The organism is Nitrobacter sp. MLSD-S21, assembly GCF_058809865.1.
On the sequence record NZ_JBXASZ010000001.1, the window covers coordinates 628,438 to 641,751 of the forward strand.

Consider the following 13,314-nt stretch of genomic DNA (forward strand, 5'->3'; position numbering starts at 1 on the left):
CCGACCGGAGTTCTGGATGGATGAGGTAGTTCGCCAGGTCGTGATCCGCGGTCGCGTTCAGGGCGTTGGTTTCCGCTACTGGATGATGCGCGAAGCAATCCGCCTCGGTGTTGGTGGCTGGGTACGTAACCGGCGTGACGGCAGCGTCGAGGCTTTGTTCGCAGGGTCGGCCGAGGCTGTCGCAGAGATGACGGCGCGGTGCCAGAACGGGCCGGAATTTGCTCGGGTGGATGGGGTCGAAGACCAGGCTGTGACGGCGAACGCCGTGAAGATGATCCGGCCGGGCGAGCGCTTCTCACAACTTCCGACGGTGTAGGCAAAGATCCGCAACGAAAGGCCTAGCCTGTCCACAGGGCGGACCATGATCGCGCGGCCTTCGTCGCGTGACGGTCAGGCCGTTGTCTCCGTGAGACGCAGTTCCGAGGATCCGAATACTTCGCCGAAGGTGCGCTTCAGAGCGTCATCGACATCTGCCAGCCTGATACGCAGACCAAGGTCGGCGAGGCTCGTCACGCCGTAACGGGGGTCGGTGACACCGCAGGGCACGATGTCGGCAAAATGACTGAGATCGGGATCGACATTGAGCGAGATGCCGTGGAACGATACCCAGCGGCGGATCCGCACGCCGATCGCTGCAATCTTATCCTCGTGGCCCGGGCCTTTGTCCGGGCGCACCACCCAGACGCCGACCCGTTCCTCGCGCCTTTCTCCCTTGACGCCGAAGGCGTGGAGCGTGCGGATGATCCATTCCTCAAGGCGGGCTATGAAGTCCCGAACGTCCGGCCGGCGGCGCTTCAGATCCAGCATGACATAAGCGATGCGCTGGCCGGGGCCATGATAGGTGATCTGGCCGCCACGGCCGGTCGCGAATAGCGGAAAGCGGGTCTTCAGCAAATCGGCTTTGCGCCCACTGGTGCCAGACGTGTAAAGCGGCGGGTGCGCCAGCAGCCAGACCTGCTCCGTAGCCTCGCCCGAGGCAATCGCCGCGGCCCGCCTTTCCATGGCCTCTACAGCTTCCAGATAGGGCACGGGATGATCGGACTGTCGCCACTCCACAGGCTCGCTGGGCGAGGCGGCAAACAGCTTCAAATCGAGGGTTTGACGGTCATTAACCATTGGCTAACCCTAACGTGGTGGTCTGGAGATGGTAGCAATCCGCACGGTTGGTGAGTCTGCATTTCGTGGCGACGCTCGATAAAGTATCTGTCGATCTCATGGTGGTCCTGGGGACCACGTCCATGCCCGTTCATCAGGTCATGCGGCTCAGCCGTGGCGCCATTATCGAGCTTGATGCCACCGAGCAGGACGAGGTCAAGATCCTGGCCAATAACTTGCCGATCGCCAGCGGTGTTGTGATGGTCAACCGGAACCGCATCGCGGTTGAAGTCAAACAGATGCTGCCTCGCACGCCAGACCGCCGATAAAGCTACTCCGATCAAAATTATGGAGCCCCGCTTTTCATTCTGTCAGAAGCGGAGGGGCTCGAAATCTGACATCTGGATCAAAAGAACGCAGAAACGTCCTGATTTCCGGTGTTAATATCGCACGGGGATTGCCGCGCTTTCGGGCCTCGATCGGAGAAGGAACGTCTCGCTGGGCCTTGTCCCTCCACCATTGTTTTGTTAAATCGGCGCCATTGATGGGTCGGGCGCCAGCCTGAACCGACTTTTAAGCGCTCGTGGCGGAATTGGTAGACGCGCTGCCTTGAGGTGGCAGTGAAGAAATTCGTGAAGGTTCGAGTCCTTTCGAGCGCACCATCTGATAAGACGGATCGAATAACCGCCGCGGTGCCCCGATGCGCCTGCGGCGAGTCTTCCCTTTTTGATCCGCGAAGGCTTGCTCCTGCCGCCGAAAGGCATCCCGGGTCTCGGGGTCAACGGCATGTGAGGTTCTTTTAAGTTTCGGAGCCTGAGTGGCCGATTGGTATGTTCCCCGACTCGGGAAAACGTCTTCCTTTTTCAGTCAGAGACCAAGCGATGTGATTGGAAAAACCCGCGATGATCGACCGGGACTTGATCAAACCCAAAGCTTCCAGTTTATCCCGGATGACGATCGTGCTCCTGTCGCTAAGTTCGCAATAATCAGAAATGTGAAGTTTCTGCCGGTACCAGAATCCAATAAGCTCCCGCACGTAGGCTTCTGATGGGCTTTTGAGGAGATGGCCATAGAGCCCGGCAAAAAGGTCGCCCAATAAAATCGGGTGCGAGACCTTGTCCGGTGTCCCTTCTTCCGTTCGATAGATAAGCAATTCCACCGCAACTGGGTCGGCTAGCCCATCTGGAGTCGAACGAGGCGATGACTTGTCACTATCGAGATCGGCAAGCTTTTGACGCAGATCCGTATTCTCGATTCGCAGCTTTTCTAGCTCCTGGAGAAGCTTTGGATTGATGGCCTGATCACCACGTATCCAGCCAATACCAGGTTTCAAATTCACAGCCGTTGCGACGGCCATCACAACTTTCATGCAAAGGTCGTTTTCGTTGCTCCAGGATTCGACGATACGACCGGTCTTCAAACGAGCTTTGAAAGCATCCAGTCTTTCTTTTAGCGGTGCTTCTGATTCAGTGCCGCACGCAATGCCGCCCGGGTTTTCCGGAAGGAACGCAAGTATGGGAATGCCTTTTGATTGCGTATACTCAAATGCGTTTTCCGTGAAAGTCAGTTCATCGCCGGACAGCGAGCCGTAACGGCGGCCGACGATCATGATATAATAATCGCTGCGATCAATGATCCGCTTGATGTAGTCCAGTTGCTGTTGATCAGTTACTGGAAACGATTCCATGCCGGCGGGCATGTATCCTGCTTTTGCCAGCGTGTTGCTGACGGCCTGACGCTCGTCCTTCAAATCGGCGTCCGTCGAAGTAATGAAAATCTGAAAAACCCGATCCACTTGAACTTTTCCTCATCACCGGATTTGACCCTCGCTGCCGGCACCTGGATTCGTCAATCATCTGTCATGTGGCTGGGACAAGTGGAAGGCGTTTCGGGCACGTCGCGGCCAACCCGATGTGAGTCTTAATCTTTGTTTACCAGACCAGAGCATTCGCGCTCACGGTTGGCTGCTGCTTTTAATCGAATAAAACACCGGATTTTAACCGTTGCTGCTCGGCAGAGTGGCGGGATGATGCTCGAGTGCTAGAATTGCAGGATGATCCGGCTTGTCTCAGTCGCCACCGTGATATCCACCTACCAGAAACCGGCGGGCACGGTGGACCCGAATGACAACGCTCAAACCGATCTTTGGGCGAGCCGGCTGAATGTCCCCCGCGAGAGGCTGCTGGAAGCCATTTCGGAGGTGGGAACCTCGCTGGCCGCTGTGCGGCACCGCCTCGAAAAATAGAGGCTCTCCGCCGAAATTTCGCCTGCGCATCCACCATATATTGCCTGAACCTCGGAGCCGAGGCGCAACACCTTGGCCGCCCTGATTCGATGTGCTATCTGGCGGAAGCCGCTTCGATCACGTGCTATTGCTGTTCGCACCCGTGCACTACGGCTGCGCTCCCGAGGGTATTCTGCATGGACTCTTCCGCCAAAACCACCTCCGCCCCCGATCCTTTCTTTGCGGCCACCCTTGCCGAGGCCGATCCGGAGATCGCCGCCGCGATCAACGGCGAATTGGGCCGTCAGCGTCACGAGATCGAGCTGATCGCGTCGGAAAACATCGTCAGCCGCGCGGTTCTGGAGGCGCAGGGCTCGGTGATGACCAACAAGTACGCGGAAGGCTATCCGGGTGCGCGTTATTATGGCGGATGTGAATGGGTCGATGTCGCCGAAACGCTGGCGATCGAGCGCGCCAAAAAGCTGTTCGGCGCCCGGTTTGCCAACGTCCAGCCGAACTCGGGCAGCCAGATGAACCAGGCGGTCTTTCTGGCGCTCCTGCAGCCTGGCGATACTTTCATGGGGCTCGACCTCGCTGCCGGAGGCCACCTGACGCACGGCGCGCCGGTCAACATGTCCGGCAAGTGGTTCAAGGCCGCACACTACACCGTGAGGCGCGACGATCACCTGATCGATATGGACGAGGTGGCTCATCGCGCCGAGGAGGTCAAGCCGAAGCTGATCATCGCCGGCGGTTCGGCCTATTCGCGGCCGTGGGATTTCAAGCGCTTTCGCGAGATCGCCGACAGCGTCGGAGCGTATTTGATGGTGGATATGGCGCACTTCGCCGGCCTCGTCGCCGGTGGCGTGCACGCCTCACCGGTGCCGCACGCGCATGTGACAACCACCACCACCCACAAGTCGCTGCGCGGTCCGCGCGGCGGCCTAATCCTGTGCAATGATGAAGCGCTGGCCAAGAAGTTCAATTCGGCAATCTTCCCAGGCCTGCAGGGCGGCCCGCTGATGCATGTCATCGCCGCCAAGGCCGTGGCGTTCGGCGAGGCGTTGCGTCCGGACTTCAAGATCTACGCGAAAAACGTCGTCGAAAACGCTAAGGCGCTTGCCGAAAGCCTGCGTGGCCACGGCTTCGACATCGTTTCCGGAGGCACAGACAACCACCTGATGCTGGTGGACCTTCGGCCCAAGGGATTGAAGGGAAACATTTCGGAAAAGGCGCTCGTTCGCGCTGGGCTAACCTGCAATAAAAACGGCATTCCTTTCGATCCTGAAAAGCCATTCGTGACGTCGGGCCTGCGCCTCGGCACGCCGGCCACCACCACGCGCGGCTTCGGGGTGACCGAGTTCAAACAGGTCGGCGGCCTGATAGCGGAAGTACTCAAGGCCATCGCACAGTCGGAGGACGGCAAGGCGCCGCTGGTCGAGGCTGCCGTGAAGGAGAAGGTCAAGGCGCTGACGGATCGCTTTCCGATCTATCAGGACAGATGAACTTGCGTATGAATTTGGTGACGTTTCGAAGAGTCATCTTCTGAATTAATTTATGCGCTCATCTCCTTGAAAGTAATAAATTAATATGACAGTAAGAGCGCTCAGAAACCCGGCTTCGAAGAGCCGTTTTTCGGCGATGGTAAGGTGAGTTGAGAGATGCGCTGCCCGAGCTGCAACAGTTTGGATACGCAGGTCAAGGATTCCCGGCCGACCGAAGATTCGGCCGTTATCCGGCGCAGGCGGGTCTGTATGGCATGCAATTTCCGCTTCACAACCTTTGAGCGGGTGCAACTGCGCGAACTCACGGTTATCAAGCGCAACGGCCGGCGGGTGCCGTTCGACCGCGACAAGCTGGTGCGTTCGCTGCAAATCAGCTTGCGAAAGCGGCCGGTCGAACCCGAGCGGATCGAAACCATGGTCTCGGCCATCGTCCGCGAGCTCGAGAGTGGTGGTGAGGCAGAAATTTCGTCCGAAACCATCGGCGAGATCGTAATGGAACACCTGCGAAGCCTCGACGATGTGGCCTATGTGCGCTTTGCCTCGGTCTACCGCAATTTCCGCGAGGCCAAGGATTTCGAGACAGTACTGGGCGAACTTTCCAGCGAGGACGATGCGCGGCGGGTACCGCTGCGCAAATGATCTTCCGCATTCTGGAAGAGCAGAACGGCGCTAACCTCCGGACGGAGAAGGTCGCCGACTTGCATTTCATGCAACTAGCGCTTGCGCTGGGCCATCGCAGCTTGGGCGCGAGCGCACCTAACCCGGCCGTGGGCGCCGTTATCGTGAAAGACGGGGTGATTGTCGGTCGCGGCTGGACCCAGCCTGGAGGGCGCCCGCACGCGGAGGCCGAGGCGCTGCGGCGGGCGGGGGGCGCGGCACAAGGTGCGACCTTGTATGTCACGCTGGAGCCCTGTTCTCACGTTGGAAAAACGCCGCCATGCGCCGACGCCGTGATCGCAGCCGGCATTACGCGCGTTGTGTCCGCGATCGAGGATCCCACGCCCGAAGTCGCAGGGCAGGGCCATGCGCGGTTGCGGGCTGCTGGTATATCGGTGGATGTCGGACTTTGCGCGGTCGAGGCGGCTCACCATCATGCCGGGCATTTCCGGCGGGTCCGGGACAAACGCCCCCACATCATCCTTAAACTCGCGGTGTCCAGCGACGGAAAGATCGCTGCCGCCGGAGGCGTACCGGTCGCGATCACGGGCGAGGCAGCGAGGGCGCGGGCGCATCTGCTGCGGGCCCAATGCAGCGCGATTCTGGTTGGCATCGGCACCGTTCTGGCTGACGATCCTCTCCTGACCTGCCGGCTTCCCGGCATGGAAACGCGCTCGCCGCCGCGTGTGGTCCTGGATCACGCGCTGCGCATCCCGGAAAGCAGCCGCCTTGTTCAGTCCGCGCGCGAAACTCCGCTTTGGATCATGACCTCGGATTTTGCCGAAACGTCAAGGGCGATGAAACTCGGCGCGGCTGGCGCGCACGTGATGCGTGTTCCGGTCGCGGTTGGAACGCCCGGGCTCGATCTCGTGGCGATTCTCCGCGCCCTCTCTGAAAGAGGGGTCAACCGGCTGATGATCGAAGGCGGAGCGCGTGTTGCGGCATCGTTTGTCGCGGCAGCGTTGGTTGACGAAGCCTGGTTGCTACGCGGTCCCGATCCGATCGGCGACGACGGTGTGGCCGCCCTCGGGGCCTTGTCGCTGACCACCATTACCGGGTCACCGCAATTCAAAATGCGTGCGAGCGAAACGCTGGATCAGGACGCTCTCGCGATTTACGAGCGTATCTAAATGGAGTTACGCTAAAGCCGTCGCGCTGTCCTGGCGTCTGGCATCTACATCTTTCAGTCGCCGCGTGTGATGGTGGGGCATGACGAGCGAAGTGACGCCATTCTTTGAACCGAGCGGTTCTGCCATAACGCTCGGAAGTCCTGGATTCGGAAGGTTCTGATGTTTACCGGCATAGTGACCGACGTCGGCGAGATCGAAAGTGTGACGCACACGGCGCAGAACCGGCTGCACCGAGTTCGCATCCTCTGCCACTATGATCAAACCACCATCGCAGATGGCGCCTCGATCGCTTGCAACGGCACGTGTCTGACAGTCGTTCTCTCCGGCGTCGCGGGGGGGCGGACCTGGTTCGACGTCGATGTCGGGACGGAGACGCTCGACGTGACGACCGCAAAGCACTGGGCGGCGGGAACGCGGCTCAATCTCGAACGCGCGTTGAAGATCGGCGATGAGCTTGGTGGCCACATTGTCGCGGGTCATGTCGACGGAACCGCGACCATACTGACGCGCGATGACCAACACGGCATGGCGCGTTTTGAATTCTGCGCCAGCCCGAATTTAGCGCGTTTCATCGCGGCCAAGGGCTCGGTGACATTGGACGGCGTATCGCTAACGGTGAACAGCGTTCGGAAGGAGGCATTCTCGGTGCTCACTATTCCGCGCACGCTCGACCTTACCACGCTGGGCAACTGGCGCCCGGACAGCGAGGTCAATATCGAGGTCGACCTGATGGCGCGTTACGCCGCGCGCCTGAGCGAGATGAAGTGCGCTTCATCGACGGAAATATGATACGCGGGCTGCGGGCCTCTTTGACAGAAAGAATACCGGGCGAGCCCGGCACGGCTAACCGGAGCATGAATGGCAGAGGCAAGGCACGCACCGCTTAAGGATCAAACAAGCGTCTCGGGCGCGTATGTCTTGATCGTGGAAGCGCGGTTCTACGACGATATCCAGGATGCGTTGCTCGAAGGAGCGGTCGCCGAACTGCGATCTGCCGGCGTCCGTTATGATGTCGTCACCGTTCCGGGCGCTCTCGAGATTCCTGCAGCCATTGTCTTCGCGCTTGATGCGGCCGAGCGGAGCAGCGAGCCTTACGATGCTGTGGTCGCACTCGGGTGCGTCGTGCGGGGCGACACCATCCATTTCGAGATTGTCTCGATGGAATCTTCCCGCGCGCTGATGGATCTGTCGATGCAACGGCGGGTACCTCTCGGCAATGGCATCATCACGGTCAACACCGATGCGCAAGCGTGGGCGAGGGCGCGTGCAGGCGAATTGAACAAGGGCGGCCATGCGGCGCGGGCGGCGTTGACAATGCTGCGGATTAAACGCCGATTGGCGAAGGCGTAACGGAGCGATGGCGAACATCAAGGCAGGTATCGACAGGAAGGCAAACAGGCGCGGCGCGGCACGGCTCGCCGCGGTGCAGGCGCTGTATCAGATGGAGATCAGCGGAGCGGGCATTAACGATGTCTTTGCGGAGTTTGATAGCCACTGGCTCGGCAACGAAGTCGAAGGCGACAGATATCTTCCTGCGGAGGCTGCCTTCTTTCGAGACGTGGTGGCAGGCGTGGTTCGCGATCAGGTCAGGATCGACCCATTGATCGACGATGCGCTGTCGAAGAGTTGGCCGCTGAAGCGGATCGCCGCGATCCTGCGCGCGGTGCTCCGCGCCGGCTCATATGAACTGGAGCATCGCATGGATATCCCGGCGCGTGTCGTTGTGTCCGAATATGTCGATGTCGCACACGCTTTCGTCGAAAATGATGAAGCTGGTATGGTCAATGCGGTGCTTGACCAGATCGCACGCCATTTCCGCACCGCCGAGTTTACTCGCTGACGCCTATTCCGCTACGGCTGCGCATGAACCCTGACGGGTCGAAATATGTCGGTTGAGGACGATCTAATCGCTCGCTACTTCAAGCCGATCGCGACCAATCCGGGTGCGTTGGGGCTCACTGACGATGCGGCTGTCTTGCGAGGCGGCAACGACGATCTCGTGGTCACAACCGATGCTATTGTCGAGGGTGTACATTTTCGGAGCAGCGATCCGCCTGAAACGGTCGCCAAGAAAGCCTTGCGTGTCAACCTGTCCGATCTCGCCGCCAAAGGTGCGACGCCCGCCGGATTCGTTCTGACCCTGGCGTTGCGTGAGCCGGATGAGAGATGGCTCTCGGCCTTCGCGAGCGGGCTTGCCGAAGACGCCATCACCTTTGACTGTCCGTTGCTCGGCGGCGATACCGTCGGCACTCCAGGGCCGCTGACGATGTCCATCACTGCGTTCGGTCGCGCGCCGGTTGGTGGAATGATCTTGCGTAGTCGCGCGCAGCCCGGTGACCGTATCGTCGTCTCCGGCACGATCGGCGACGCCGCACTCGGGCTCGCCATTCTCTCAGGCAAAGTGACGGTCGACGCCGCCGCGATTCGTGAGTCGTTGATCGACCGGTATCGGGTCCCGCAACCCCGCATCCCTCTCGCAGAGGCTGTCCGCCACTATGCGCGGGCGGCGATGGACGTTTCCGATGGTCTGGCGGGCGACCTCGCAAAACTTTGTATCGCGTCCGGAGTTTCGGCGATCATTGATGCCGCAGCCGTTCCACTCTCTGAAGCTGCGCGCGGACTGATAGAGCAGGGGCAGACGAGTTTCGTCTCCGCTGTGAGCGGCGGCGACGATTACGAGGTTTTGTGTACGGTCGCGAAGGATCGCTGGGACGACTTCGCGCGGGCGGCACGAAACGTTGGCGTCGTCGTAACTCCGATCGGAGAAATCATCGCGGGCAACGCAGCTCCGAAATGGCTCGATACAAAAGGCGAGGATGTCGCACTTCCGCGGCTTTCCTACAGCCATTTCTGAATAGTGGCGACCGCCAGCTCCACTACATACCAAAACGCCCGGTCTGGCCGGGCGTCTTGCCGTTGAAAAGAAAGGCTCGTTCAGGTTCCGCTGCCGAACCGACGAGACCACCATCCCGCACGTCGCGGTCGGGTTTCGTCCGATACTTCCGGGGGAGACTGTTGCGATTCCGGTGTCGCTGCTTCCGGATGGCTTTGAATGACAGGAACGGCGGGCGATGCTTCTTGCGAGGCGAAGCTCACCTTTTCCCGTACGGTCGAGCGACGGCAAACGGCCTTCTCGGATTCCGAAACGGTCTCGCTCCTGGCCTCAGCCGTGCGGATTGTCGGTTCTGCGGTGTGCTGTTGCGGCTGAGTTTCAGCTTCGGACGGGCTGGTCTGCGTTTCTGGCGCTATCGACACAGAATCGAAGTCCGCAACCGCCTCGACGGCTTCTGATGCTGACGGAGGGTTCAACTCGTCGGAAATCGAGTCGACAGCACTCGCACCGTTGCTACCCCGGCGCCGACGACCACCGCGACGCCCACGACGACGCGGTCGCCGTTCATCTCCGTCCGGAGACTGATCGGCTCGCACCTCGCTGCCCTGCGCCGAAGAGTCCTCTCCATCAGTTTCGACGTCGTCCTCGGTCATAAAGCGTGCCGCGGCGAAATCGGCGGCAATCTGGACGCTGTCCGGACCGTCGACCGTTTGCGGAGGCTGATTATCGCTCGTTTCGCCAGAGCGTTCACGCCGAGGCCGGCGTCGCCTGCGCTTGCGGCCGTCACCCTCGGTTTCACCGCCCGCCTGTTCATCGGCGCGAGTCTCGGCGTCGTCGGCCACGATCTCCGTTTCCACATCGACCGGCTGCTCGTCTTCATGGACCTCTTCGGCCTGCGGCGGGTCTATGGCGAGTTGCGTGGCCAGCAGCGCTTTTGCCGCCTCCAGAGTATGCACCTGCTCGCCGCGATCAATGACGAAGGATTGTTGACCCGCGAGCGAGGGGTCGGCGACCAGGGAGAGACCAACTTTGAAGCTGTGTTCGAGGGCGCGCAGATGTCCTCGCTTCTGATTGAGCACATACAATGCAACGTTAATGCGCGTCCGCACGACAAGGTTGTGCGTCGCTCCTTTTATCAAAACTTCCTCAAGGCTGCGCAACAACTGCAACGCCACCGACGGAACCGAGCGGACATGGCCGGTGCCGCCGCAGTGCGAGCAAGGCTCTGTCGAACTTTCCAGCATACTGGCGCGGATTCGCTGGCGCGACATTTCCAGAAGACCGAAGTGCGAAATGCGACCGACCTGGATGCGCGCGCGATCGTGGCGCAGACATTCGCTCAGCTTACGCTCCACCGCGCGGTTGCTTCGTTTCTCGTCCATGTCGATGAAATCGATGACGATCAGGCCGGCAAGATCACGCAGTCGCAACTGTCGGGCGACTTCCTCGGCAGCTTCCAGATTGGTCTTAAGCGCGGTATCCTTGATGTGATGTTCGCGGGTCGAGCGACCTGAGTTGACATCGATCGATACCAGCGCCTCGGTTTGGTTGATGACGATGTATCCACCGGAGCGAAGCTGCACCGTCGGCAGGAACATCGCGTCCAGTTGGCTCTCGACGCCCATCCGCGAAAACAAGGGCTGGCAGTCGCGATACTGCTTCACTGCTCGGACGTTGGATGGCATCAGCATCTTCATGAAATCGCGCGCTTCATGATAGCCGGCTTCACCGGCCACCTGGATTTCGTCGATTTCCTTGCTGTAGAGATCGCGGAGGGAGCGCTTGATAAGCGAGCCTTCCTCGTAAACAAGTGTCGGAGCCTGGGACCGCAAGGTCATATCTCTTACGGTTTCCCACATGCGGATCAGATACTCGAAATCGCGCTTGATCTCCGGCTTGGTGCGCGAAGCGCCAGCGGTGCGCAGGATGACTCCCATTCCCTCGGGGACATCGAGATCCTGTACCACCTCCTTCAGCCGCGAACGGTCTTGCGCCGAGGTGATCTTGCGACTGATGCCGCCGCCGCGGGCCGTATTGGGCATCAGCACCGCATACCGGCCGGCCAGCGATAGATAGGTCGTCAGCGCGGCGCCCTTGTTACCACGCTCCTCCTTGACCACCTGGACCAGCATGACCTGGCGACGCTTGATGACTTCCTGGATTTTGTACTGACGGCGCGGCCGGTAACCCCGCTCCGGCACCTCCTCGAGAGCATCATCGCCGCCGACGGATTCAACCTGCTCCTCTTCTTCGTCATCGTCACTATCATCATCTTCCGCGCGATCGTCGACGCGAGCTTCGTCCCCATGGAATCCGACCTCATGAGGATGGCCGCCGGCATAGTCACCATTCTCACGATCGTGAACTTCATTGTGCGCTTCATCAGTGGAAACGGCCGGTCCGGTGTGATCGTTTTGAGCGCTATCGTCAGCAAGCGGCTCGACGCCGGTCGCGTGACCCGGTGCTATCGGGGCCGGGTCTTCATCCGATGAAGCCGCGACCAGATCCTCACTAGAGCCCTCCTGAATTTCGTCGCGATGCTCGCGGACCACATCGTCGGAGTCGAGCGCGCCAGCGAAGTCATGCGACTCCTGTAAGTTGTCGGCGCTGTTTAGAGAGCTTGATCCAATGTCGTGCGCAGGCGCGCGTGCGTGATCGCGCTGTATGGCGTCGTCGGCTCCGTCATCCGCGTCGGGATGATCATGATGTTGCCCGAGTTGATCGCCCACTGCTGTTTCATCAGACGGCAAATCAGACTGTGTCGCGTCTATCCCCGCGGCCTCCCCATCCTCGACGATGGTGCTTTGCACGCGTTCGCCGTGATCGCGCCGACGGGCGTTGCGATGCCGCGAACGGCGGCGGTTGGGACGATCTTCGGGTTCTTCCTCTGCCTCGCGATGAGCACGCTCGTCGGCTTCGATCAGCGCCTGCCGGTCGGCGACCGGAATTTGATAATAGTCAGGATGGATTTCGCTGAACGCCAGGAAACCGTGCCGATTTCCTCCGTATTCGATAAACGCGGCTTGCAGCGAAGGCTCAACCCGGGTGACCTTGGCCAAATAGATGTTGCCACGCAGTTGTTTGCGTTGTGCTGATTCGAAATCAAATTCCTCGACGCGGTTGCCGCGGACCACCACCACCCGGGTTTCTTCCGGGTGGGTGGCGTCGATCAACATTTTGTTGGGTTTGTTGGACATTTTGAAGCTCTTGGGGGCGGAGGGCGCTTGGCACGGCACGCGCATCTCGCGCGGCCGGGTAACGCAACGGTCCACCTGATTCGGGGGTGAGGGGAAGGCTGCGACGCGATCTGGAACGCCGTGCCGACCCTGATCCCGACGAGACGCCATGCGCGAAGTTTTCACTTCGCCTCGGTGCGGTCTTTGCGGAAAAAATGGTCAGCTTTTCAGTATGGCGCATCAGGCGTCAGCCCGTCTGAACAGGTTGGCGGCAAAAACACCGCCGCGTATCTATCTCGCTGCCGGACCGACGCGGCGCCAAAGCGCCTTGTCGGTTGTCGTACCGCGTGGCCACAGGCCGGGACAATCGGTTACGACCTCTCCAAGCTGCCCCCAGGTGCAAATGGTAACCTGGGACCGGATCCCTCCCAAACCTGAAAAACACCTCTTCAATTCGGCCGCGCGCTGCGCTGGCTGTGTGGAGGGATCAGAAAACGCCGGAACTTCGAACAATCTGAAGCCCTAACGCTGCACCGGGAAGCTGAACGCGACACAACCGTGAGTTTAACCGTCAGCATTAACTTACATACGTGGATTGCCTGTCGCTTGCAAGGGACCGTGTCGTCATCCGGGAAGTCTTCCGAGCAATAACAGGGTATCGGATTAAGTCCGGATTAACCGTACTGTATCTATT

At 60.1% G+C, this 13,314-nt stretch carries 13 protein-coding genes and 1 tRNA gene; 11 read left to right on the forward strand and 3 right to left on the reverse strand.

Annotated features, from left to right (window positions below; translation table 11 throughout):
* Positions 1–16 precede the first annotated feature (16 nt).
* On the forward strand, positions 17–316 hold the full coding sequence (locus AC1RT6_RS03200) for an acylphosphatase (protein ID WP_079447030.1): 300 nt from the start codon (positions 17–19) through the stop codon (positions 314–316).
* 74 nt (positions 317–390) lie between these two features.
* Here the strand turns inward: AC1RT6_RS03200 and lipB are convergent, their stop codons facing one another.
* Positions 391–1,116: a lipoyl(octanoyl) transferase LipB gene (lipB, locus tag AC1RT6_RS03205; RefSeq protein ID WP_079446862.1), complete on the reverse strand. Its 726-nt coding sequence runs from the start codon at positions 1,114–1,116 to the stop codon at positions 391–393.
* 65 nt (positions 1,117–1,181) lie between these two features.
* Between lipB and AC1RT6_RS03210 the strand changes: the two genes are divergently transcribed.
* The gene (locus AC1RT6_RS03210; RefSeq protein ID WP_079446861.1) at positions 1,182–1,424 is read left to right on the forward strand and encodes a FliM/FliN family flagellar motor switch protein; all 243 of its coding nucleotides are present in this window, start codon (positions 1,182–1,184) and stop codon (positions 1,422–1,424) included.
* A 248-nt stretch (positions 1,425–1,672) separates the two neighbouring features.
* Positions 1,673–1,757: transfer RNA gene (locus AC1RT6_RS03215), tRNA-Leu, on the forward strand.
* A gap of 137 nt (positions 1,758–1,894) precedes the next feature.
* Here AC1RT6_RS03215 and AC1RT6_RS03220 read toward each other — a convergent pair.
* The gene (locus AC1RT6_RS03220; RefSeq protein WP_079446860.1) at positions 1,895–2,890 is read right to left on the reverse strand and encodes a DUF4062 domain-containing protein; all 996 of its coding nucleotides are present in this window, start codon (positions 2,888–2,890) and stop codon (positions 1,895–1,897) included.
* Positions 2,891–3,148: 258 nt separating this feature from the next.
* Here AC1RT6_RS03220 and AC1RT6_RS03225 point away from each other — a divergent pair, with 258 nt between their 5' ends.
* From AC1RT6_RS03225 to thiL, 8 genes are all read left to right on the forward strand, one after another.
* Positions 3,149–3,340 carry a DUF3606 domain-containing protein gene (locus AC1RT6_RS03225; RefSeq protein WP_079446859.1) on the forward strand — a complete coding sequence of 64 codons (192 nt, stop codon included), beginning with the start codon at positions 3,149–3,151 and terminating at the stop codon, positions 3,338–3,340.
* A 176-nt stretch (positions 3,341–3,516) separates the two neighbouring features.
* A complete protein-coding gene (gene glyA / locus AC1RT6_RS03230; RefSeq protein ID WP_079446858.1) occupies positions 3,517–4,824 on the forward strand; it encodes a serine hydroxymethyltransferase in 1,308 nt (435 codons plus the stop codon).
* A 156-nt stretch (positions 4,825–4,980) separates the two neighbouring features.
* Positions 4,981–5,463 carry a transcriptional regulator NrdR gene (nrdR, locus tag AC1RT6_RS03235; protein WP_079446857.1) on the forward strand — a complete coding sequence of 161 codons (483 nt, stop codon included), beginning with the start codon at positions 4,981–4,983 and terminating at the stop codon, positions 5,461–5,463.
* Positions 5,460–6,611, forward strand: a complete 1,152-nt coding sequence (gene ribD, locus AC1RT6_RS03240; protein ID WP_079446856.1) for a bifunctional diaminohydroxyphosphoribosylaminopyrimidine deaminase/5-amino-6-(5-phosphoribosylamino)uracil reductase RibD — start codon at positions 5,460–5,462, stop codon at positions 6,609–6,611. Before nrdR ends, ribD begins: the two co-directional genes overlap by 4 nt.
* A gap of 159 nt (positions 6,612–6,770) precedes the next feature.
* Positions 6,771–7,400, forward strand: a complete 630-nt coding sequence (locus AC1RT6_RS03245; protein ID WP_079446855.1) for a riboflavin synthase — start codon at positions 6,771–6,773, stop codon at positions 7,398–7,400.
* 69 nt (positions 7,401–7,469) lie between these two features.
* Complete coding sequence (gene ribH / locus AC1RT6_RS03250; RefSeq protein WP_079446854.1) at positions 7,470–7,961, forward strand: 6,7-dimethyl-8-ribityllumazine synthase; 492 nt, start codon at positions 7,470–7,472, stop codon at positions 7,959–7,961.
* Between the two features lie 7 nt (positions 7,962–7,968).
* A complete protein-coding gene (nusB, locus tag AC1RT6_RS03255) occupies positions 7,969–8,451 on the forward strand; it encodes a transcription antitermination factor NusB (protein ID WP_079446853.1) in 483 nt (160 codons plus the stop codon).
* 45 nt (positions 8,452–8,496) lie between these two features.
* Positions 8,497–9,465, forward strand: a complete 969-nt coding sequence (gene thiL / locus AC1RT6_RS03260) for a thiamine-phosphate kinase (protein ID WP_079446852.1) — start codon at positions 8,497–8,499, stop codon at positions 9,463–9,465.
* Between the two features lie 80 nt (positions 9,466–9,545).
* On the opposite strand, the gene AC1RT6_RS03265 is transcribed toward thiL, so the two are convergent.
* Complete coding sequence (locus AC1RT6_RS03265; protein WP_244553482.1) at positions 9,546–12,641, reverse strand: Rne/Rng family ribonuclease; 3,096 nt, start codon at positions 12,639–12,641, stop codon at positions 9,546–9,548.
* Positions 12,642–13,314 lie beyond the last annotated feature (673 nt).

What these genes read in the sequence shown, in the direction of transcription:
- nrdR (WP_079446857.1), top strand. Translation starts at nt 4,981, where the DNA reads ATGCGCTGCCCGAGCTGCAACAGTTTGGATACGCAGGTCAAGGATTCC.
- thiL (WP_079446852.1), top strand. Translation starts at nt 8,497, where the DNA reads ATGTCGGTTGAGGACGATCTAATCGCTCGCTACTTCAAGCCGATCGCG.
- AC1RT6_RS03225 (WP_079446859.1), top strand. Translation starts at nt 3,149, where the DNA reads ATGATCCGGCTTGTCTCAGTCGCCACCGTGATATCCACCTACCAGAAA.
- ribD (WP_079446856.1), top strand. Translation starts at nt 5,460, where the DNA reads ATGATCTTCCGCATTCTGGAAGAGCAGAACGGCGCTAACCTCCGGACG.
- nusB (WP_079446853.1), top strand. Translation starts at nt 7,969, where the DNA reads ATGGCGAACATCAAGGCAGGTATCGACAGGAAGGCAAACAGGCGCGGC.
- glyA (WP_079446858.1), top strand. Translation starts at nt 3,517, where the DNA reads ATGGACTCTTCCGCCAAAACCACCTCCGCCCCCGATCCTTTCTTTGCG.
- ribH (WP_079446854.1), top strand. Translation starts at nt 7,470, where the DNA reads ATGGCAGAGGCAAGGCACGCACCGCTTAAGGATCAAACAAGCGTCTCG.
- AC1RT6_RS03200 (WP_079447030.1), top strand. Translation starts at nt 17, where the DNA reads ATGGATGAGGTAGTTCGCCAGGTCGTGATCCGCGGTCGCGTTCAGGGC.
- AC1RT6_RS03245 (WP_079446855.1), top strand. Translation starts at nt 6,771, where the DNA reads ATGTTTACCGGCATAGTGACCGACGTCGGCGAGATCGAAAGTGTGACG.
- lipB (WP_079446862.1), bottom strand. Translation starts at nt 1,116, where the DNA reads ATGGTTAATGACCGTCAAACCCTCGATTTGAAGCTGTTTGCCGCCTCG.
- AC1RT6_RS03265 (WP_244553482.1), bottom strand. Translation starts at nt 12,641, where the DNA reads ATGTCCAACAAACCCAACAAAATGTTGATCGACGCCACCCACCCGGAA.